Genomic DNA, 19,591 nt, shown 5'->3' with positions numbered 1-19,591 from the left:
AGGCGGGGAAGCTCGGCCGACATGACAAAGCGCGACAAAGCCGGACACAAGTCCCTTCCAGAAGCCGTTCGGCACCGCCGTTCGGCACCAAGGAAGGGGATGTGATGCGTGCATATTGGTTGATGTGCATTGCCGCGCTTGCTCTCAATGCCGCGCCGGCGGCAGGGGAACCTTCGGTCGAGCGAGGACTCTACATCTCCATCATCGGCGGCTGCCACGATTGCCACACCGAAGGATATAGCGAAAGTGGCGGCAAGATCGATCCGGCCAAGGCTTTCAAGGGAAATGCACTCGGCTTTCAGGGACCGTGGGGAACCAGCTATGCGGCAAACCTACGGCTGACGGCCGCCGACCTCACAGCCGACGGCTTCGTTTCATATCTTCGAGGCCTTGAGACTTATCCACCGATGCCGCGGTATAATGTACGGGCTATGAGCGATGAGGACAAGAAGTCGCTCTATCTCTATATCCGCACGCTCGGTGACCCAGGCGAGCGAGCGCCGGCTTTCGTGCCGCCTGGCGAGAAGGTCCATACGCCTTATATCGTCCTCGCCCCGCCCTTGTCGCCGCCCGCCTGCACACGCGATTTCGATTGCGGTGTAGGAGAAGTCTGCGATCCCAGTGGCTCCGGGCAGTGCGTGAAGAGATAACGCTCAGACCAACTGGCCGCCATCGCGCACTGGCCGCTGAGGCCGGACCTCGGGGTCGACGATAGGCCGGGAATAACATCGTTGCATTGCCGGCGGCTTTGACCCCGAGCTGAGCATTTCGACGATTGTTAAATCCAAAGAATCACCACAGGAGGGTGGCCGTCGAGCGAGTTTTTAGCAGCCCATTTCCGCAGCCCCTTAGTGTGCAACTTCGGAAGCTGCCGACATCAATTCCTCGGGATTCGGCGCTCTGAAGGTGTTGAGGCCATCCTCCAGAACTTCAGTGAAGTTCCAGCGTACGATGCCCGCACGGTCGATTAGGAATTGACCGACAAGCTGCCCCTGGCCGGAAGCCATCGCCTGCTGATCGGCTCCCGTAATCTCATATCCTTCCTTCTTGTTAAGAAACTCGTACATGGCCATGACGTCCATAGGCTCGGGCAACTCGCCTGGGAGATGGATCCGGATCGCCATGACCGTGTCCATCCCGACCTCGCGCAAGCCGAAGGCACGGTGCGAGGCCCGCTCCGGGTCGGATGCAGCGATAAGATCGGGTGCCGGGTGGTAACGGAAATAGAGCCGCGCCCGCTCGACTGGCGTATTGACCACCGCCAGGCATTCGACGCCTTTCTCACGCAGGGCCGGCTTAAGTTGCGCCATCGCCGCGACATGGCGCCGGCAGAACGGACAGTGCAGGCCTCGGAACAAACCGATCAACAACGGGCTACGGCCTCGAAAATCATCGAGCGCGATCTTGCCTTCGCGTGAGATCGCATTGAGCACAACATTCGGTGCCCGGTCGCCCGGCTGCAGCGGGCGGTCAACACTACTGCTCGTGGACATGGACAACCTCCTCGCCCTGGGTCAGTCAGGGAAAGCAGCACACCCAGCGTTTCGGAGGCGATCAAGTTGCCGGGGGCGAAAGCTTCCTGTGCCAAGGCAATAGCTTTCGACCTCTGCCATATTGCCGAGGTCGAGATTACGCGTGTTGCAAGCTCATCATAACACGAAAAATTCATCTGCGGGTCGCCGCCAAATGTGGTGAATGACCTCACGCGAGCGCACTGCCAAATGCTCTTGCGCTGAAGGTCAGGTTCCCGACCTCGATTTGGAGGTTCAAGTCTGCAACGCACAAGGTCGTCAACGGGTCGGTTCCGGACGATAAGCGAAGGTCCGCTCCTGAAAAGCGTCGGGAATGTCTGGAAATGGCGCAACAACGATGTCCAAGATGGTCGCCGGCAACGTCCGCCATCGGGCAACAGCGAAGATCACCTCAACGGCCCATGGGGCGCGAAGCTGCCGATCATTAGTATTTCCGCGCGCTAGTCGCCAGTCCTGCGATCGCGGCTTGCGAAAGAATAGGCGGGGGCGGGCGAGGCCGCTATTCTGCGCTTGATTGCATCCGTCCTCGACGCTCTGACACAAGATCGAAGCGTAGGGAAAAATCGCACGCCGGCATGCAAAATCGCGACTTGGCGTAGAAATGAGCGGCCCGAGACATAGGTGACGATTTGTACCGGACACATAGGTAACACTTTTCGGTTTTTGCCGGGAGGTGTTGATGCCGTGGAGAGAGTGTTCGGTGATGGAGGAACGTCTTCGCTTTGTGGCTCGCCTGCTCGACGGAGAAGGCATGAGCGCGGTGTGCCGGGAGTTCGGGATCTCGCGCAAGACCGGCTACAAGATCTTCAACCGCTACAGGCAAGAGGGGTTGGAGGCGCTTTGCGACCGCTCGCGGCGGCCGGTACGCTATGCCAACCCACTGCCCAAGCAGATCGAGCGGCTGATCGTCGAGAGCAAGCGCGAGAAGGCGAACTGAGCGAGTGGACAAATTGTCCAGACGGCCCGCTGCCTCACGGTCGGTGGCGGGCTTTATCTTGTGGCAGAAAAGTCACGCAGCTTGAAAATGCCGAGCTTCAACCGCTGCGAGCTTTATTATCCAGCTAAGCGAGGCGTACCCTCGTCGAGGGGCAAAAAGGGGACGCTGCCTCTGAGACTCCTCCGAACTCGCGCCCGCTGCCTGCCTATTTCTTCTGTGAGCATGGCCACGCCGCGAGAAGCGCATTGTGGACGATGCCAGGACCGGCCATGTGACGGATTTCTGGGTGAGCAGCCAGGTAGTTGCAGGTAACATCCTCCACTTGTTTGGAGGAAGCACCAATTGGCACACAAATGAACCGCCTCGGGATAACGTTTGAGCCAGTGGCATCATCTATAACGCATACTGACACCTTGGACATCAGCGATTGCCATAGCGTAGCCCCGCACCAGGACACGACTCCCAGCCGATCCATTGGTGCAGAGCTCGTTCAATGCGTTGCCGTCTTCGAAGTATTCAGCAAGCGCTGAAGGTGCGTACGCACTTATCGCGAGAAGCGCCAATGCCAGCGTTGCTGAATAACCTACCATCGTCTTCATACTGGCACCGGTGTAAGACCGGCTGGGTATTCATTGTAGCCGTCTATCTTGAACTCGAACCCTGTGAGGGCCTCGAAGCCTTCCGCAGCATCGTCAACGTGCTCGAAGCCGCGGCCCAGCTCCTTCCACATGTCGCGGCCTAGTTGCCGCAGATCTGGATTCTTCGCGGACCGGACAGAGTGCAGCCACACAAAAAATCCGACGGCGAGCTCGGGTCGATTTTTGGCCTGGAGATCCCTGATCAGTTGCCCGATTTTCAGCGCAAGCGCGGGCTCCTGCATTTCGCACAGGGCTGGCTCAAGCAGGTTCCAACCTCTCGTTTGGGCTACCAAATTCCTGTGGTTGGTCGCGCAGGCCACGATCATACCGACCTCGGAACCATCCATGGCTCGAAGTCGGCCGACAAACTCCTCCAATTCACGCTTCTGAACGTTCGTCGACCAGCCAAGAACCTTGTTGCCCAACCAGCCCATGATCCCCTCCCAAAGTCCCGGGGCGATAGTGGCAGGAAGGCGCAGGAATGCAAGGAGTGCTCAAGCTTCTGGCGAATAGTCCTCGGGGTGCACCAATTTGGGTGAGGAGAACCACAGGTCTCTGAAGGCGACCAGGGGCAGCGTCCAAGGCTCCCATTTGTCCATGGCGCGCAAGATGAACAGGCCAGCTTCGAAGGCGACCAAAGCGCGCGTTTGTTCAGGCCTATCATGCTTGAGCCAGTCTCGCGTCTCGTTGAGACGCCGGATCCAGACTTTGTTTTCCTCGATAGGGCGAGATCGGTTATCCCGAATGGTCGTCCAAAGGCCGCCCGTCTTCTCAGGCCCCATGTCTTCAGCAGCTCCCGCCAGTGTGACAGTGACGGCAAACTGCCCAGCGTGGAACGCAGCAATCGCGGCTTCGATCTGTTGAACCGCTGCTTCGTGCTTGGTGACCGTGAAGACCCGGTAGAAAGGCCGCTTCTCTCGCATCTGTAGCCCTAGGTGTAGCCCAGTCAGCCAATCGCGCAAAACTGCGGAACTCGAAAACGCCTCTAAGCCTTTGAAATTATTGGCTCCCCGGGCCGGATTCGAACCAGCGACCAACCGGTTAACAGCCGGTTGCTCTACCACTGAGCTACCGGGGAACAGAGGCTCTTGCGTGAGTGGGGCAGCCTATAGCAAACCCGTTTCGGCTTTGCAAAGAAGCATTTCGCATTTTTTCGACGCTTTTTGGCGCGGGGCATCCTGGCAGTGGCCGGCAAGCGCCCTCATATGAGCTGTCTCTCGCCTGTCACGGAACGGAAAAGGCCGTTGCGGCTTTCTCCGGGTGATGGTGGTGCTACTGAAGCAAACGGATCGATATTTCACATGACGGCAATGAGCGACGACCAGCCACCGGCCCGGAAAATCTCGGTCTTCGGCCGCCAGTTCACCATGCCGCGCTCGCGCGGCCTCCGGATTGCGATCGGCGTCGTGCTGATCATCGGCGGCATTCTCGGCTTCTTGCCGATCCTGGGTTTCTGGATGGTGCCGATCGGATTGCTGGTGCTCTCCTACGAATTCGCGTTGGTGCGCCGTCACCGGCGCCGCTTCGTCGTCTGGTGGGAGCGACGCCGCCGGCCGGATTGAGGTTGCCCTGCTGACAGGCGGGAAACAGGGCAATTGTTTGAGAGCGGCGTGGTCATCACCGAGGCTGGTCGAAACAGCTTTCCAGGCGTTCGCAGAGCTCCTTGAGAACGGCGGTAGCCGATGCCAGCCGCGCCCGGTCGCGCGGCGGCAGGCTGTTTGCGCCTTCTATGCTGAGGCGATCGATGGCATAGCGCACAAGCTCTGCAGACTGCGACAATCCGCGCGGTGTGCCGTCTTTCGTAGCTGCTCGACCCATGGCGGAACCCTTCTTTCTGCCCAACGTGGCCGCCGGTTTCGGGTTCCTGTCGCCGAGGATCATCCTTAACGATAAGCTAATATGTTATTGCTAGCATGGCATTGCATTGATAAGCAGTGCCTCGATGTCGGAAGAACCGTTGGGAATGCATGGTGGCCGCTTGACGGCATTTTCGCCGCAACCTATTGGAGCCGGGTGGAACGCCGGGAGCAATGAGGCCTCGTGGCGGAGTGGTTACGCAGAGGACTGCAAATCCTTGCACCCCGGTTCGATTCCGGGCGAGGCCTCCAATGCCCGAGCTCCCGCGCGTCAGCGCCAGGGGGCTTCAGTTCCGGTCGAAACAGCCGCGGCCTTTGCGCGGCAAGCGGATGGTTGGAACATGAGCGCTGATTTTGCCGAACGCCGGGTGAAGATGGTCGACGGCCAGATCCGCACCACCGACGTGACCAGCGCACCGCTGCTCGAGGCTATGCTTGTCGTGCCGCGCGAGGCCTTTGTTGCCCCCGGCCAGCGTGACCTTGCCTATATCGACGAGGACATCCGCATTGCCGATACGGCCGATGGTCCGCGCTATCTGATGGAACCGTCGCCATTGGCCAAGCTGATGCAGCTGGCCGATATCGGCCCAAGCGATTCGGCACTCGATGTCGGCTGCGGCACCGGCTATGCGGCGGCGATCCTGTCGCGGCTGGCAAGGTCCGTCGTCGCGCTGGAAAGCGATCCGGCGCTGGCCGAGACCGCCACTTCGACGCTTGCTGCGCTGGGTTCCGGCAATGTCACCGTGGTCCAGGGACCGTTGCCGCAAGGCCATGCCGCCAATGGGCCTTACGACGTCATCTTGATCGGTGGCAGCGTCGGCGAGGTGCCGGCGGCGCTGTTCGACCAGCTTGCCGAAGGCGGCCGACTCGTCGCCGTTGAAGGGCAGGGCAATTCGGGCGTAGCCCGGCTTTTTTTTAAGACTGGGGGGGTTGTAACGGGAAGACGCGCATTTAATGCGGCAATTAAGCCACTACCGGGATTCGAACGCATTCCCGCCTTCGAATTCTGAGTGATTTTGCCTTGCAGCGAAGGCGTTGTCATGATCGCTTGCGTTTGAACAATCGTTGCTGATCTGCATAACCGGGCGTTTCTGGGGCTTTCAGCGGGGGAACGATAAAAAACGCGGCGCCGGCTGATCAGAAGGAGAAGCCAGCGTGGCGCAGTTCCCGTGCAAAACGAATGAGGGAATATAACGTGCCGTCTGTACGCAAGTTGCTTTTTACCGCCGTCCTCGTTTCGGCGACCGCGCTTTCTCCATTGGCCGCCTCGGCCGAAACCATTCTCGGGGCGCTGTCAAAAGCCTACCAGAACAATTCCTCGCTTAATTCTTCGCGCGCCGGCGCCCGCGTCACCGACGAGGGCGTTGCTATTGCCAAGTCCGGCTACCGCCCGACCATCACCGGTTCCGGAAGTATTGATTATACCGCCAGCCACAGCAACCGGTTGCACCGAAACATCTCGATAACCACCGGCAACTTCGGCGTCGAGATCGATCAGACGCTGTTTGACGGTTTTCAGACCAGGAACAATGTGGCGGCCGCCGAATCGCGGGTCCGCGCTTCGTTCGAAAGCCTGCGCAACGCCGAAGAAAACACTCTCTTCAACGCGGCAAGTGCCTATATGGACGTTATCCGCGACCGTCAGGTCGCCGTGCTGACCGAACAGAACCTGCAATTCCTGACCGAGCAGGCGCGTGCGGCGCGTTCGCGCTTCGAGGTCGGCGAAGGTACGCGCACCGACGTCGCGCAAGCCGACGCCCAGCGCGCCTCCGCGGTGGCGCAGTTGAGTGCCGCCCGCGCCACGGCGCTGGCAAGTGCTGCGACCTATCGCCAGGTCGTCGGCGACGAGCCGGGCAAGCTCAGGCCGGCTGCGCCGGTGTCGAAGCTGTTGCCGTCGAGCCTCGATGCGGCGATCGCGATCGCATCGGCCGAGCATCCGGCCATCCTCGCCACCGCGCATCTGGTCGACGCGGCGGCGTTTTCGGTGAAGTCTGCCGAAGGCGCGCTGCTGCCGCAGCTCTCGGCGTCGGCGGGTGTTTCGAGTGCCATTCGCGGCACCGCGCCGGGCTCGCTCTCCTCGACACAGGATGGCGTAACCAATTCGGCGAACATCGGCGCGACACTGACGATACCGATATATTCCGGCGGCCGCACTTCGGCACTGGTTCGCCAATCAAAGGAATCACTTAGCCAGGCCCGTATCGAGGTCGATGTCAGCCGCGACACCGTGCGCCAGGCTGTGACCTCCGCATGGTCGCAATACACTGCCGCGCAGCAAAGCGTCACGGCCAATCGGCAGGTGGTCGCAGCCGCACAGCTTGCCCTGAACGGCGTCATCGAGGAGCGCAATGTCGGCCAGCGCACCACGCTCGACGTGCTCAACGCGCAGGCGACCCTCATCACCGCCAAGATCAATCTTGTCAGCGCCGAACGCGATGTGGTGGTGGCAAGCTATGCCATCCTCTCGGCGGTTGGCCATTTGTCGGCAGACCGCCTTGCTCTCAACGTGACGAAGTACAGGCCGGAAGAGCATTACGACGCCGTCAAGGACAAGTGGATCGGCCTGCGCACGCCGGACGGCCGCTGATCGCCAGGCCGTGTCTTCAGCCCGCGCTCGAACGACGCGCGGGCTCCAACTCCCGACCCTAATCTGTTGAAATCCGAGATGTCGCCAGATTGGGGATTCTCGCAAGGCGTTCCGTCGGTTACGCTGTTGCCATGATTCGAATCCGGCATTGCCGGACAGGAAATCTGAGAACGAGTCACAAGGGCGGCGGATGTGACGATGGCGACGGCGAGCAGCGTACAGCGCGAACCTTCCATGGAAGAGATACTGGCTTCCATCAGAAGGATCATCGAGGACAGCGATACCGGCCGCAAGCAGCCGGGCGAAGCAGACGAGCTGCGCCAGGATCTGCAACCGGCACCGGCAGCCGGACGCACAGCGGAGGCGGATGCGTTCCGCTCCGAACTGCGCGGCGGACTGGAGATCGCCAAGCCGGCCACGCGGGCCGAGGTGCAGCCAACGGCCGCATCAGTTATTGAGCGCCTGGAAACGCCGCTCCGCCCCGGCCCGGTAAAAGCACCGGTGACGCTGGCTGAGGTGAACGCCGCTCCCGCACCGGCTGCAAAGCCGGATCGGCCTGCGATGGCCAACGCTGGCGAGACGACCGACACCATCATTGCCGATTGGCGGCGCGAGATCGCCGCGGTCGGCGACGCGATGGCCAAGCCGGAGCGCGCCGAGCCACCCCGGACGCCGGACGCCGAGCCGAAAGCCGAGGTTTTCGAGGACGAGGCGACTGCTGGACCTGCGCCGGAGCATTCGGAAATTGGGCCGGAGCTTTCGGAGGGCGGCCCGCAACCTTCGGAACTCGGCCCGGAACCTTCGAAAATCGACCTGGAATCTTCGAAAATCGGCCCGGAATCTTCGAAAGTCGGATTGGCGCGTCCGGCGGCGAGCGAGCCGCCGCCCGCACGCCCGGCGATCCTTTCGGAGCATACGGGCCGGCAGGTTGCCGCCGCCTTCGGCGAGCTTTCCGACGCGTTTGCCAGCCGCAGCAAGAAGACCTTCGACGAGATGGCTGAAGAGATGCTGCGGCCCATGCTGCAGGACTGGCTGGACAACAACCTGCCGACGCTGGTCGAGCGGCTGGTGCGCGAGGAAATCGAGCGCGTCGCGCGCGGCGCACAATAGCAGTTCGGAGGAAACGCCGCCGATAGGCGGCTCGACCGGCGAATTGTCGAAGTCGGCGCTGCCCCTCATCCGCCTTGCCGGCACCTTCTCCCCGCATAGTGAGCGGGAGAAGGGATTGGCCGCAACCTGGGGCGCCTTTTCCGCAACGTTTGTGATTGGCGAAAGCTTCGGTACAGGCGTCTTTCTCCCCGTCACCATACGAGGAGAAATGCCCGGCAGGGCAATGAGGGCGGCGCAAACCTGAAGCGATTGCCTTGCAACATTCAGTTGCGCGAGTTGCACCGAACCATCCCGGCGCTATCTATTGGCCATGCCGCCGTTGCGGTTGACTTGGCAACAACCTTCCGATTTACACCGGACCACAGATTCCGGACAGCGCGGACCGTTTTCCCATGCTCGAAAAGACCTACGACGCCAAAGCCGTCGAGCCGAAGATTGCCAGGATCTGGGAAGAGGCCGACGCGTTTCGGGCCGGCGCCGGGGCCGAGGAGGGGGCTGAAGCCTTCACGATCGTCATCCCGCCGCCGAACGTCACCGGCTCGCTGCATATGGGCCACGCGCTCAACAACACGCTGCAGGACATTCTGGTGCGCTTCGAGCGCATGCGCGGCAAGAACGTGCTGTGGCAGCCGGGGATGGATCATGCCGGCATCGCCACGCAGATGGTGGTCGAGCGCCAGCTGATGGAAAAGCAGATCCACCGCCGCGACCTGACGCGCGATGAGTTCATCGACAAGGTGTGGGAGTGGAAGGCAGAATCCGGCGGCGCCATCCTCAACCAGCTGAAGCGGCTCGGGGCCTCGGCCGACTGGAGCCGGGAGCGCTTCACCATGGACGAGGGCCTGTCCAAGGCCGTGCTCGAAGTGTTCGTGACGCTCTACAAGGAAGGGCTGATCTACAAGGACAAGCGCCTTGTGAACTGGGACCCGAAGCTGTTGACCGCCATCTCGGATCTCGAGGTCGAGCAGCAGGAAGTCAACGGCAACCTCTGGCACTTCCGCTATCCGGTCGAAGGCATGACCTTCGATCCGGAAAATCCGAAGACCTTCATCACCGTTGCGACGACCCGGCCGGAGACGATGCTGGGCGATACGGCTGTCGCAGTCCACCCCGACGACGAGCGTTTCCGGCATCTTGTCGGCAAGAAACTCATCCTGCCGATCGTCGGCCGCAGGATCCCGGTGGTCGCGGACGAGTATTCCGATCCTGAAAAAGGCAGCGGTGCGGTCAAGATCACGCCGGCGCATGACTTCAACGATTTCGAGGTCGGCAAGCGCCACCGGCTGCCGGCGGTCAACATCCTCGCCGTCAATGCGGCGGTGAGCCTCAAGGACAATGAGGACTTTCTCGCCGGGCTGGAAGTGACGCCGGAGCACCAGGCCGTATGGGACAGCCTCGACGGCCTGGACCGTTTCGATGCGCGCAAGAAGATCGTCGAGTTGATGGAGGCGGGCGGCTTTCTCGAGAAGGTCGAGCCGCATCGCCACACGGTGCCGCACGGCGACCGCGGCGGCGTGCCGATCGAGCCGTTTCTGACCGACCAATGGTATGTCAATGCGGCGGAACTGGCCAAGCCGGCGATCGCCTCGGTGCGCGAGAGCCGTACCAATTTCGTGCCCAAAAACTGGGAAAAGACCTATTTCGACTGGATGGAGAACATCCAGCCCTGGTGCATTTCGCGCCAGCTCTGGTGGGGCCACCAGATCCCTGCCTGGTATGGGCCGGACGGGCATGTCTTTGTCGAAAAGACCGAGGAAGAGGCACTCGGTGCCGCCGTCGAATATTATCTGGCGCTGGAAGGGCCGTGGAAGGCCTGGGTCGAGGACAAGCTCGAGAATTTCCAGCCTGGCGAGATCCTGACCCGCGACGAGGACGTGCTCGATACATGGTTCTCGTCGGCGCTGTGGCCGTTCTCGACGCTTGGCTGGCCGGACCAGACGCCGGAGCTGAAGACCTATTACCCGACCGACGTGCTGGTGACCGGTTTTGACATCATCTTCTTCTGGGTCGCCCGCATGATGATGATGGGCCTGCATTTCATGGATCAGGAGCCGTTTCATACCGTCTATGTCCATGCGTTGGTTCGCGACAAGAACGGGCAGAAGATGTCGAAGTCGAAAGGCAACGTCATCGATCCGCTCGAGCTCATCGACGAATACGGCGCCGATGCGCTGCGCTTCACCTTGACGGTGATGGCAGCGCAAGGGCGCGACGTTAAGCTCGATCCGGCCCGCATTGCAGGTTATCGCAATTTCGGCACCAAGCTGTGGAACGCGACGCGCTTCGCCGAGATGAACGAAGTGGCGCGCGACGACGATTTCTGGCTGCAGGACGCCAAGCTGGCGGTCAACCGCTGGATCCTGACGGAGCTGACGCGAGCCGCGCGCGACATAACCGACGGCATCACCTCGTATCGCTTCAACGAGGCGGCGGGTGCTGCCTACCGGTTCGTCTGGAACCAGTTCTGCGACTGGTATCTGGAACTGCTGAAGCCGGTGTTCATGGGCGCCGACGAGGCCGCCAAGGCCGAGAGCAGGGCATGCGTGGCCTTCGTGCTGGACGAGATCTACAAGCTGCTGCATCCGATGATGCCGTTCATGACCGAAGAACTGTGGGCCGAAACCGCCGGCGAGGGCAGGCAACGGCCGTCGCTGCTTTGTCATGCGGCTTGGCCGTCGCCCGACTTCGAGGACGAGGCGGCCGCCGCCGATATTAACTGGCTGGTCGATCTCGTCTCCGGCATCCGCTCGGTGCGTTCGGAGATGAACGTGCCGCCGGCGGCGATCGCACCGCTCGTGGTGATCGGCGCCAACGAAACGACGCGCGAAAGGCTCGAGCGTCAGGGCTCGGCCATCAAGCGTCTGGCGCGGGTCGGCGACATCTCGCTAGCGGAGGCGCCACCCAGGGGATCCGCCCAGATCGTCGTCAACGAGGCGACCATCTGCCTGCCGCTCGGCAGCCTGATCGACCTTGCCGCCGAGGCAGCGCGCCTGCACAAGGAGCTTGCCAAGGTGACCGAGGAAATAGCGCGGCTCTACAAGAAGCTGTCCAACGAGAAATTCGTCGCCAACGCGCCGGAAGAGGTAGTGGAGGCCGAGCGTGAAAAACTCGCCGAATATCGCGAGGCGCAAGAGAAGCTTTCGGTGGCATTGGCGCGGGTGCGCGATGCGGGCTGATCAAACAAACCGGGCCGGCTGGCCGCAATAGATTCGCCGGTCACGAATCTGCTTTCCAGCTAGGCCGCCTGCCACGAAAACAGGCATTCCGCAGCGTAAATCTTGAGGCAAACTGAATGTTTTTGCCCCATTGTTGCCATAATGTAACAATGGCCGGCTGGGCAGGCAAAATTCCCTGTTCCCTGGTGATTTAGGCGGTTTTACCAAGTTTTCTCGTCGATTTGCATTGAGGCGGCCATTTTCCTGCCTCGGTAAGAAGGCCGACACCTTGTCGGAAATGCGGTCCGCCAAGGTATACATGTACGCACGGCGAATTCGTTGTTGCGCCGTTAACCTGAATTGGTTCTAGCTTGATGCAAGGACATTTCGGGGAGGAGATTCATGTGTTGTTCGCGTCTGAACGTGCTGCTGGGCGCGGGGGCTTTTTCGCTGGCTTTTGCCGGGACGGTGCAAGCCGGGGGCTTTGATCGGGGCGGCGTCAACATCGACCAGCTGTTCGACGCGGCGCCATATTCGTTCGATGCGGGCGTCACCTATGTTTCGCCACAGCGCAAGCTGAAGAACGTGCAGCGCCTGGATGGCTCGGGATTGTCGACGTCGGCGGTGGATGTTAGTGGCGACTATGCGGTGCCGCATGTCGGCATCAAGGCCAACATCTTTGAGCCCGTAGACTGTCTTGCCACCTATACGAGACCGTATGGTGCGGACGCAAATTTCGGCATGAACAACGCCTATTCGCCGACAGCGGTCAAATACGCCGTCGACACAGACGATTTCGGTCTCACCTGCTCCTATAAGGTGAACGTCGGCAAGGGCGCCATACGATTCATCGGCGGTGTCTCCTACCAGCAGGTAGACGCGTTTCTTTCCCGTCAGACACTGCTCGCCTTCGGCAATACCGGCCTCGGCATCTTCAAACTATCCGACGAGGCATGGGGTTGGCGTGCGGGCGCAGCCTATGAGATCCCCGAGATCGCTCTGCGCGCCAGCCTGATGTACTCTTCGAGCTACAAATATGACGGGCTGTCGGGAACCGTCGACACGACCGGCTTCAGGGGCGCCTTTCCAGCGGATCTGATTCCCGGCTCTACCGGCGTGTACCCAGTCTCGGCGTCGGCTGAGATACCTCAAGCTCTGGAATTCAAGCTGCAGAGCGGCATAGCTCCTGGCTGGCTGGCCTTTGGTTCCGTCCGCTGGCAGGAGTGGAGCAAGCTTGGCGTCATTGCCATCAATGGCGTGCGCAGTCCGGTAACCGGTGCTCCCTCGCCCGTTTCATTCGATCTGCTTTATCGCGACGGCTGGACGGTCACCGGCGGTATCGGTCACAAGTTCACCGATCAATTGTCGGGCGTGGTTTCGCTGACCTGGGATCGCGGCACCTCGACGACCTCCGGCTATCAGTCGGATACCTGGGCCGTGGCCAGCGGCGTCTCCTATTCGCCGAACGACCAGATCGAGGTCAGGCTCGGCGGCTCGATTGGTGTGCTGACGAGCGGGTCATCGACTTTCAGCGGTGTCGGCGACGAGGCAAATGCCGTCACCTACACTTACGACAACGACCTGCTTCTCGCCGGTTCGGCTTCCGTCAAGATCAAGTTCTAACCACGGATTTTTAAACGACAAAACGGCCGGGCACTGCCCGGTCGGTTCGTTCGGCGCTCGTCCGGCATTCGGCGGCGCAACAATTGCCCCCAAGATGTTCGCTCCTGTAATTGTGACGTTTTGGCAACAGTTTCTGAACAACCCTCGCGCCACCCGGCCGCCCGGGAACATTGCCCATTTCCCGCCATAAACGCGGCGCACCTCGAATTTGTCTCGGGACACGCGCCAAAAGGCTAGGCGAAGAGGCAGGCCGCACCGCCCGCGGCAAGGACGAGTATGGACACCAGAGCGATCTCCAAGGCCAAGCTGCCGAGCCGCCACGTGACCGTTGGTCCCGAGCGGGCGCCGCATCGCTCCTACCTCTATGCGATGGGGCTGTCGGCGGCCGAGATCGCGCAGCCTCTAGTCGGTGTTGCCAGCTGCTGGAACGAGGCCGCACCCTGCAACATCTCGCTGATGCGCCAGGCGCAAGTGGTCAAGAAGGGTGTGGCGGCCGCCAACGGCACGCCACGCGAATTCTGCACCATCACCGTCACTGACGGCATCGCCATGGGTCATCAGGGCATGAAGTCGTCGCTGGTGTCACGCGAGGTCATTGCCGACTCGGTCGAGCTCACCATGCGCGGCCATTGCTACGATGCGCTGGTTGGATTGGCCGGTTGCGACAAGTCGCTGCCCGGCATGATGATGGCCATGGTGCGCCTCAACGTACCGTCGATCTTCATCTATGGTGGCTCGATACTGCCCGGCAGCTACCGTGGCCGGCAGATCACCGTGCAGGACGTGTTCGAGGCGGTGGGCCAGCACTCGGTCGGCACCATCGGCGACGCCGAGCTGCTCGAGATCGAGCAAGCCGCCTGTCCGTCGGCCGGCTCCTGCGGCGCCCAGTTCACCGCCAACACCATGGCCACCGTCGCTGAGGCCATCGGCCTGGCGCTGCCCTATTCCTGCGGCGCGCCTGCACCCTACGAGATGCGTGACCGCTTCAATTTCGCTTCCGGCGAAAAGATCATGGAGCTGATCGCAAGGAACATCCGCCCGCGCGACATCGTTACCATGGAAGCGTTGGAAAATGCCGCGACCGTGGTCTCGGCCACCGGCGGCTCGACCAACGCGGCGCTGCATCTGCCGGCGATCGCGCACGAGGCCGGGATAAAGTTCGATCTTTTCGACGTGGCCAGGATATTTGAGAAGACACCCTACATCGCCGACCTCAAGCCGGGCGGCAAATACGTCGCCAAGGACATGTTCGAGGCCGGCGGCATTCCGCTCTTGATGAAGACGCTGCTCGACCATGGCTACCTTCATGGCGATTGCCTGACGGTGACTGGCCGCACTTTGGCCGAAAATATGGAACATGTTTCCTGGAATGACAGCCAGGATGTGGTCCGTCCCGCCAACAGGCCGATTACCCAGACCGGCGGGGTCGTGGGCTTGAAGGGTAACCTTGCCCCCGAAGGCGCGATCGTGAAGGTCGCCGGCATGACGGAGCTGAAATTCTCGGGTCCGGCGCGCTGCTTCGATTCGGAAGAGGAATGTTTCGAAGCGGTTACGCATCGCAACTATAGGGAAGGCGAGGTTCTCGTCATCCGCTACGAGGGTCCGCGCGGCGGCCCGGGCATGCGCGAAATGCTGTCGACGACGGCGGCTCTCTACGGCCAGGGCATGGGCGGCAAGGTGGCGCTCATCACCGACGGGCGTTTTTCGGGCGCAACGCGCGGTTTCTGCATCGGCCATGTTGGGCCGGAAGCGGCAGTGGGCGGCCCGATCGGGCTGCTTAGGGATGGCGACTTGATCTCGATCGATGCGGTGAACGGCACGATCGAGGTTGCATTGTCCAAAGCCGAACTGGCGGCGAGGGCAAAGGCATGGAAGGCGCGCACGACCGATTATCAGTCGGGCGCGATCTGGAAATACGCACAGACGGTCGGATCTGCCCGCGACGGCGCGGTCACCCATCCTGGCGGTGCCAAAGAAACACACTGCTATGCGGACATCTGAGTTGTTGAGGTCGTCTGTCCTTTCGGCACTGGTTGCGCTCGCCACGTTTGGCGCGACCTTGGGCGCCGTCGGCCAGGCCATGGCCTTCGACGACAAGGTGTTCGACGACAAGACCGGTGTGAAGCCGCAGTCGAGCCCGTGGGCGGTGTTCCAGTTCGGCTTTTCCGCCTACAAGAACGGCCATAAGGAGCAGGCCGCGGAAGCCTATAAATATGCCGCGGAGAACGGCCAGATCGGCGCCACCTGGAAGCTTGCGCGCATGTATGCCGAAGGCGACGGCGTGGCGCGAGACGACTACGCGGCGTTCAAGTTCTTCTCAGAGATCGTCGACCAGGATGTCGAGCCCGGTTCGCCCGAGGAAAGCTATGTTTCGGACGCACTGGTGGCGCTTGGCGACTATCTGAGGAAGGGCATTCCCGGCAGCCCCGTCGAGGAGAACGAGGTGGCGGCCCAGGAATATTACATGCGTGCCGCCGCCAACTACCGCAATCCGAACGCCCAGTTCGAGATGGGCCAGATGTTCCTCAAGGGTGAGGGCGGCGTCAAGGCCAGCGTCAAGCAGGCCGGACGCTGGTTCCAGCTGGCGGCCGAAAAGGGCCATGCGGGCGCGCAGGCGACGCTCGGCAATCTGCTCTTCCAAAGCGGCAAGATCGTGCGGGGGCTGGCGATGATGACCGCGGCGCTCGAACGGGCCTCACCTGCCGACCAGCCATGGATCCGCGGCATGCAGGAAGAAGCGTTTGCCGCCGCCGGCGAAGCCGACCGCCGCACCGCGATCTCGCTGGCCGACGACATCCTCACCAAGGGTGGCGGCGACCAGTAGGCCGGCAGAAATTCCGTTTTGAGATCAATTCTCGTTCGGTTCCGCCGGCATGCCGCTGGGCGTCGGCGTTGAGATCGGCGTGCCTTGCAAATGCGGGGCCGGCGTGTCCTCCGGGCATCCATCCCGCTGCTTTGTCCAGGACGTGTTGTTGAGCACCATCTCGCAACGGGCGAGGTAGCTTTGGCCGGCAGGCGTCAGACAGGCGACCCGGCCGATCTGGAATGATTTGCCGTTGGCAAGGCACTCTGCATCGGCAAAAGCCGGGGTCGCCACCGCCATCGCAAGCGCGCAGCCAATCGGGCAGAGTGCAAATCGAGTAGTCATGGGAACCCCAGCCACCATGATGATTTCGCATCAAGCGCGCGATTTGTGGCGATAAGAGGTCAACTTATCAATGTGCCGCCGGACGGCAGGTCCGGTCAGGCTGGCCGCAGCGCCAGATCGATCGCCACCGGCACGTGGTCGGAGGGTTTTTCCCAGGCGCGCACCTGCTTCTCGATCGAAGCCGAGGAAAACCAGTTGGCGGCTTCGGGCGACAGAAGCAAATGGTCGATGCGGATGCCGTTGTTCTTCTGCCAGGCGCCGGCCTGATAGTCCCAGAACGTAAAGGCGTCCGCGGAGTCGGTGACGGCACGCACGGCTTCGGTGAAGCCGAGATTCTTCAGCCGCCGGAACGCCTGCCGCGTCGCGGGCTGGAACAGTGCATCGCTTAGCCAGTTTTCCGGATATTTCGCGTCGATCGGCTCGGGAATGACATTGTAATCGCCGGCCAGGACCAGCGGCTCTTCCAGAGCAAGCCGCTCCTCGGCCCAGCGCTCAAGTCGCGCCATCCAGGAAAGCTTGTAGGAGAACTTCTTCTCGTCGTCGATCGGGTTGCCGTTCGGCAGATAGATCGAGGCAACGCGCAAGGCGCCCTTGTCGGTCGAGAACACGCCCTCGATGAAACGCGCCTGTTCGTCGGCATCGTCGCCCGGCAAGCCGCGATTGACCTCATCGAAACGCAGCTTCGACAGGATGGCGACGCCGTTGAAGCCTTTTTGGCCGTAAGTCTCGACATTGTAGCCGAGCGCCTCGATCTCGGCGCGAGGAAACTGCTCGTCGACCGTCTTGATCTCCTGCAGGCAGGCGATGTCGGGCGCGCTTTCCGTCAGCCAGTGGGTCAAATTGCCGATGCGGGCGCGAACGCCGTTGATGTTCCAGGTGACGATTTTCATGGCGGCCTCGATAGGCTGGTGGTCCGGAGACTAGCGATCCGGTGGATGACGTTCGACAAGGCCGATCGTATTGCCTGCCGGGTCCTTTAGGAAGGCCATCCATTCGCTTTCCCCGGCCTGGCCGAACAGGCCTTCGGTGTCGCGATGAACGAGCGCCGGCGGCGCGGTGAAGGGGATGCCGGCGGCCTTTGCCGAAGCGTGGAATTCTTCGAGGCCCGATATATCGAGATAGACGGTGCCGGCCGACAGGCCGTCGGTGAAAAGCAGGCGCACGTCACCGGCCAGGATGAAGGCGATGCCCGGCGGGTCGAAACGCGCGTGCAGGCTCATGCCGAGCACTTCGCGCCAGAACGCCAGCGTCGCATCGAGGTCGCGCCCGGCGGAAAGCGCGACCTGACGGACCGCGCCGATGATCGGCATGATCTAGATGGAGAAGCTGGTGCCGCAGCCGCAGGAGGCGACCGCATTCGGGTTTCTGATCTGGAACGACTGGCCCATCAGATCGTCGACGAAATCGATTACCGAGCCGCCCATGTAGACCAGCGACAGGTCGTCGATAAGTACGGTGGCGCCGTCCTTTTCGATGGCGACGTCGTCGTCATTGCGCCTGTCGACCAGATCGAACTTGTAGGAAAAGCCGGAACAGCCGCCGCCCTCGACCGAAACGCGCAGCGCCGTCTTACCGGCTTCGCTCGCCACAATCTTGGCGATCCGCCTGGCGGCGGCGTCGGTCATCTCGACTTTCATGGCAGTCTTGGCATCAGCGCCCATGGGCGTCACCTTGCATTCGGTTTCGTATGATAGGTATGAAGCGCGACGGGGCAAGTCAACTGCGGCATACGCTATGACCAACGAGTTGGGCGACATCGGATTCGGCTATCGGCCGCGCGCGGCCTATGCCAGCGACCCGGCAAAGTCGCGCGGGCGGTTGTTCGACGAGGTGGAAAGCCCGACGCGCACGCCGTTCCAGCGCGACCGCGACCGCATCATCCATTCGACGGCGTTCCGCCGGCTGAAGCACAAGACGCAAGTGTTCGTCGCGCACGAAGGCGACCATTACCGCACGAGGCTGACGCATTCGATCGAGGTCGCGCAAATCGCACGCGCTCTGGCGCGGGCGCTGCGCGGCGACGAGGACCTGGCCGAGGCGGTGGCCCTGGTGCACGACTTCGGCCACACGCCCTTCGGCCATACCGGCGAGGACGCGCTGAATGAGAAGATGGCCGCCTGGGGCGGATTCGACCACAATGCGCAGTCGCTGCGTGTGGTGACGCGGCTGGAGCGGCGCTATGCCGAGTTCGATGGGCTGAACCTCACCTGGGAAACGCTGGAGGGGCTGGTCAAGCACAATGGCCCACTGACCGATGCCAAGGGCAAAGGGCTGAAGGGGCCGGTGCCGCAGGCAATCCGCGACTATTCCGAACTGCACGACCTCGAGCTCGACCGCTTCGCCGGTATCGAGGCGCAGTGCGCCGCAATTGCCGACGACATCGCTTACAACACCCACGACATAGATGACGGCTTGAGGGCAGGGCTGTTGACGCTGGATATGCTGGAGGGCGTTTCGCTGCCGGGGTCGATCCTCAAGGGCGTGCGTCAGCGCTATCCGGCGCTCGATGACGTACGCACCGGCCACGAGCTGATGCGCCGGCAGATCACCATCATGGTCGAGGACGTGATCGTCTCGACGACGGCCAATCTGGCGCGCATCAAGCCCGACAGCGCCGAAGCGGTAAGGGCGGCCGGCGAGACGATGGTGAGCTTCTCCGCCGAAACGGCCGTATCGGAAAAGGAGCTGAAGGCCTTTCTTTACAAGCATCTCTACCGGCACGCGGACGTCATGCGGGTGCGCGCCGAGGCCGACCAGATCGTCCGAGACCTGTTCGACGTCTATTTCGCCGATCCGCGCGCCATGCCGGATGGCTGGCGCGAAGGGCTCGACCGGGCAGAGGACCGCGTCAAGGCGCGCAGTGTTGCCGATTTCCTGGCCGGCATGACGGACACTTATGCGCTCAAGGAACACAGGCGTTTGTTTGACCATACGCCGGATTTGAGCTAGGGCGGGCTCGATTTTGCCGGCCAGCGAGCCGGACCCCTGCAAAACCGTCAGAGCCA

18 protein-coding genes, 2 tRNA genes and 1 pseudogene are annotated in these 19,591 nt (G+C 61.9%); 12 read left to right on the top strand and 9 right to left on the bottom strand.

Annotation, left to right across the window (positions count from 1 at the left end; all coding sequences use genetic code 11):
• Positions 1 to 104 precede the first annotated feature (104 nt).
• Positions 105 to 650 (top strand): hypothetical protein, encoded by a 546-nt coding sequence (locus NKJ12_RS20100; RefSeq protein ID WP_352688235.1) that lies wholly within the window; start codon positions 105 to 107, stop codon positions 648 to 650.
• A 198-nt stretch (positions 651 to 848) separates the two neighbouring features.
• Here the strand turns inward: NKJ12_RS20100 and NKJ12_RS20095 are convergent, their stop codons facing one another.
• Positions 849 to 1,493 carry a peroxiredoxin-like family protein gene (locus NKJ12_RS20095; protein ID WP_352704556.1) on the bottom strand — a complete coding sequence of 215 codons (645 nt, stop codon included), beginning with the start codon at positions 1,491 to 1,493 and terminating at the stop codon, positions 849 to 851.
• A gap of 718 nt (positions 1,494 to 2,211) precedes the next feature.
• On the opposite strand from NKJ12_RS20095, the pseudogene NKJ12_RS20090 reads away from it, so the two are divergent.
• Positions 2,212 to 2,460, top strand: a pseudogene (locus NKJ12_RS20090) (helix-turn-helix domain-containing protein); the annotation flags it as partial.
• A 214-nt stretch (positions 2,461 to 2,674) separates the two neighbouring features.
• Here the strand turns inward: NKJ12_RS20090 and NKJ12_RS20085 are convergent.
• The 4 genes from NKJ12_RS20085 to NKJ12_RS20070 all read right to left on the bottom strand — a co-directional run bounded on the left by NKJ12_RS20085 (position 2,675) and on the right by NKJ12_RS20070 (position 4,185).
• Positions 2,675 to 2,890 (bottom strand): Rap1a/Tai family immunity protein, encoded by a 216-nt coding sequence (locus tag NKJ12_RS20085; RefSeq protein ID WP_352704554.1) that lies wholly within the window; start codon positions 2,888 to 2,890, stop codon positions 2,675 to 2,677.
• A gap of 174 nt (positions 2,891 to 3,064) precedes the next feature.
• Positions 3,065 to 3,541 carry a hypothetical protein gene (locus NKJ12_RS20080; RefSeq protein WP_352704552.1) on the bottom strand — a complete coding sequence of 159 codons (477 nt, stop codon included), beginning with the start codon at positions 3,539 to 3,541 and terminating at the stop codon, positions 3,065 to 3,067.
• Positions 3,542 to 3,601: 60 nt separating this feature from the next.
• Entirely contained in the window at positions 3,602 to 4,030 is a 429-nt protein-coding gene (locus NKJ12_RS20075) for a hypothetical protein (protein ID WP_352689941.1), read from the bottom strand.
• A gap of 80 nt (positions 4,031 to 4,110) precedes the next feature.
• A tRNA-Asn gene (locus tag NKJ12_RS20070) sits at positions 4,111 to 4,185 on the bottom strand.
• Positions 4,186 to 4,408: 223 nt separating this feature from the next.
• Between NKJ12_RS20070 and NKJ12_RS20065 the strand changes: the two genes are divergently transcribed.
• The 9 genes from NKJ12_RS20065 (at position 4,409) to NKJ12_RS20025 (ending at position 16,262) form a co-directional block, all read left to right on the top strand.
• Positions 4,409 to 4,669: a hypothetical protein gene (locus tag NKJ12_RS20065; RefSeq protein ID WP_254818304.1), complete on the top strand. Its 261-nt coding sequence runs from the start codon at positions 4,409 to 4,411 to the stop codon at positions 4,667 to 4,669.
• A 472-nt stretch (positions 4,670 to 5,141) separates the two neighbouring features.
• Positions 5,142 to 5,215 (top strand) — tRNA-Cys (locus NKJ12_RS20060).
• A gap of 89 nt (positions 5,216 to 5,304) precedes the next feature.
• On the top strand, positions 5,305 to 5,973 hold the full coding sequence (locus NKJ12_RS20055; protein ID WP_352689942.1) for a protein-L-isoaspartate O-methyltransferase family protein: 669 nt from the start codon (positions 5,305 to 5,307) through the stop codon (positions 5,971 to 5,973).
• Positions 5,974 to 6,158: 185 nt separating this feature from the next.
• The gene (locus tag NKJ12_RS20050) at positions 6,159 to 7,550 is read left to right on the top strand and encodes a TolC family outer membrane protein (protein WP_352505833.1); all 1,392 of its coding nucleotides are present in this window, start codon (positions 6,159 to 6,161) and stop codon (positions 7,548 to 7,550) included.
• Positions 7,551 to 7,748: 198 nt separating this feature from the next.
• Positions 7,749 to 8,660, top strand: coding sequence for a DUF2497 domain-containing protein (locus NKJ12_RS20045; RefSeq protein WP_352689943.1), 912 nt, complete (start codon positions 7,749 to 7,751; stop codon positions 8,658 to 8,660).
• Between the two features lie 392 nt (positions 8,661 to 9,052).
• Complete coding sequence (locus NKJ12_RS20040) at positions 9,053 to 11,836, top strand: valine--tRNA ligase (protein ID WP_352505835.1); 2,784 nt, start codon at positions 9,053 to 9,055, stop codon at positions 11,834 to 11,836.
• A 381-nt stretch (positions 11,837 to 12,217) separates the two neighbouring features.
• Positions 12,218 to 13,438, top strand: coding sequence for an OmpP1/FadL family transporter (locus NKJ12_RS20035; protein WP_352704548.1), 1,221 nt, complete (start codon positions 12,218 to 12,220; stop codon positions 13,436 to 13,438).
• A 276-nt stretch (positions 13,439 to 13,714) separates the two neighbouring features.
• Positions 13,715 to 15,439 carry a dihydroxy-acid dehydratase gene (gene ilvD, locus NKJ12_RS20030; protein ID WP_254818310.1) on the top strand — a complete coding sequence of 575 codons (1,725 nt, stop codon included), beginning with the start codon at positions 13,715 to 13,717 and terminating at the stop codon, positions 15,437 to 15,439.
• Complete coding sequence (locus tag NKJ12_RS20025; protein ID WP_023678939.1) at positions 15,426 to 16,262, top strand: tetratricopeptide repeat protein; 837 nt, start codon at positions 15,426 to 15,428, stop codon at positions 16,260 to 16,262. The genes ilvD and NKJ12_RS20025 overlap by 14 nt, the downstream gene beginning before the upstream one ends.
• A 24-nt stretch (positions 16,263 to 16,286) precedes the next feature.
• On the opposite strand, the gene NKJ12_RS20020 is transcribed toward NKJ12_RS20025, so the two are convergent.
• From NKJ12_RS20020 to erpA, 4 genes are all read right to left on the bottom strand, one after another.
• Complete coding sequence (locus NKJ12_RS20020) at positions 16,287 to 16,604, bottom strand: hypothetical protein (RefSeq protein WP_352704546.1); 318 nt, start codon at positions 16,602 to 16,604, stop codon at positions 16,287 to 16,289.
• A gap of 77 nt (positions 16,605 to 16,681) precedes the next feature.
• Entirely contained in the window at positions 16,682 to 17,476 is a 795-nt protein-coding gene (gene xth / locus NKJ12_RS20015) for an exodeoxyribonuclease III (protein WP_352704544.1), read from the bottom strand.
• Between the two features lie 30 nt (positions 17,477 to 17,506).
• Positions 17,507 to 17,896: a VOC family protein gene (locus NKJ12_RS20010; protein ID WP_352704543.1), complete on the bottom strand. Its 390-nt coding sequence runs from the start codon at positions 17,894 to 17,896 to the stop codon at positions 17,507 to 17,509.
• Between the two features lie 3 nt (positions 17,897 to 17,899).
• Entirely contained in the window at positions 17,900 to 18,247 is a 348-nt protein-coding gene (gene erpA, locus NKJ12_RS20005; protein ID WP_254818314.1) for an iron-sulfur cluster insertion protein ErpA, read from the bottom strand.
• Between the two features lie 73 nt (positions 18,248 to 18,320).
• Here erpA and NKJ12_RS20000 point away from each other — a divergent pair, with 73 nt between their 5' ends.
• Positions 18,321 to 19,535: a deoxyguanosinetriphosphate triphosphohydrolase gene (locus tag NKJ12_RS20000; RefSeq protein ID WP_254818315.1), complete on the top strand. Its 1,215-nt coding sequence runs from the start codon at positions 18,321 to 18,323 to the stop codon at positions 19,533 to 19,535.
• Positions 19,536 to 19,591: the final 56 nt, after the last annotated feature.

The sequence above is a fragment of the Mesorhizobium sp. M0195 genome, from assembly GCF_040322115.1.
In the GTDB taxonomy this organism is placed as follows: domain Bacteria; phylum Pseudomonadota; class Alphaproteobacteria; order Rhizobiales; family Rhizobiaceae; genus Mesorhizobium.
The sequence above is the reverse complement of the archived record's forward strand: the minus strand, read 5'-3'. Positions and strand labels throughout refer to the sequence as shown.

Excerpts from the sequence above, each read along its gene's own strand:
- NKJ12_RS20045 (WP_352689943.1), top strand. The coding sequence starts at position 7,749 with ATGGCGACGGCGAGCAGCGTACAGCGCGAACCTTCCATGGAAGAGATA.
- NKJ12_RS20065 (WP_254818304.1), top strand. The coding sequence starts at position 4,409 with ATGACGGCAATGAGCGACGACCAGCCACCGGCCCGGAAAATCTCGGTC.
- NKJ12_RS20010 (WP_352704543.1), bottom strand. The coding sequence starts at position 17,896 with ATGCCGATCATCGGCGCGGTCCGTCAGGTCGCGCTTTCCGCCGGGCGC.
- xth (WP_352704544.1), bottom strand. The coding sequence starts at position 17,476 with ATGAAAATCGTCACCTGGAACATCAACGGCGTTCGCGCCCGCATCGGC.
- NKJ12_RS20080 (WP_352704552.1), bottom strand. The coding sequence starts at position 3,541 with ATGGGCTGGTTGGGCAACAAGGTTCTTGGCTGGTCGACGAACGTTCAG.
- NKJ12_RS20000 (WP_254818315.1), top strand. The coding sequence starts at position 18,321 with ATGACCAACGAGTTGGGCGACATCGGATTCGGCTATCGGCCGCGCGCG.
- NKJ12_RS20035 (WP_352704548.1), top strand. The coding sequence starts at position 12,218 with ATGTGTTGTTCGCGTCTGAACGTGCTGCTGGGCGCGGGGGCTTTTTCG.
- NKJ12_RS20085 (WP_352704554.1), bottom strand. The coding sequence starts at position 2,890 with ATGTCCAAGGTGTCAGTATGCGTTATAGATGATGCCACTGGCTCAAAC.
- NKJ12_RS20025 (WP_023678939.1), top strand. The coding sequence starts at position 15,426 with ATGCGGACATCTGAGTTGTTGAGGTCGTCTGTCCTTTCGGCACTGGTT.
- NKJ12_RS20075 (WP_352689941.1), bottom strand. The coding sequence starts at position 4,030 with ATGCGAGAGAAGCGGCCTTTCTACCGGGTCTTCACGGTCACCAAGCAC.
- ilvD (WP_254818310.1), top strand. The coding sequence starts at position 13,715 with ATGGACACCAGAGCGATCTCCAAGGCCAAGCTGCCGAGCCGCCACGTG.
- NKJ12_RS20040 (WP_352505835.1), top strand. The coding sequence starts at position 9,053 with ATGCTCGAAAAGACCTACGACGCCAAAGCCGTCGAGCCGAAGATTGCC.
- NKJ12_RS20020 (WP_352704546.1), bottom strand. The coding sequence starts at position 16,604 with ATGGTGGCTGGGGTTCCCATGACTACTCGATTTGCACTCTGCCCGATT.
- erpA (WP_254818314.1), bottom strand. The coding sequence starts at position 18,247 with ATGGGCGCTGATGCCAAGACTGCCATGAAAGTCGAGATGACCGACGCC.
- NKJ12_RS20100 (WP_352688235.1), top strand. The coding sequence starts at position 105 with ATGCGTGCATATTGGTTGATGTGCATTGCCGCGCTTGCTCTCAATGCC.
- NKJ12_RS20055 (WP_352689942.1), top strand. The coding sequence starts at position 5,305 with ATGAGCGCTGATTTTGCCGAACGCCGGGTGAAGATGGTCGACGGCCAG.
- NKJ12_RS20095 (WP_352704556.1), bottom strand. The coding sequence starts at position 1,493 with ATGTCCACGAGCAGTAGTGTTGACCGCCCGCTGCAGCCGGGCGACCGG.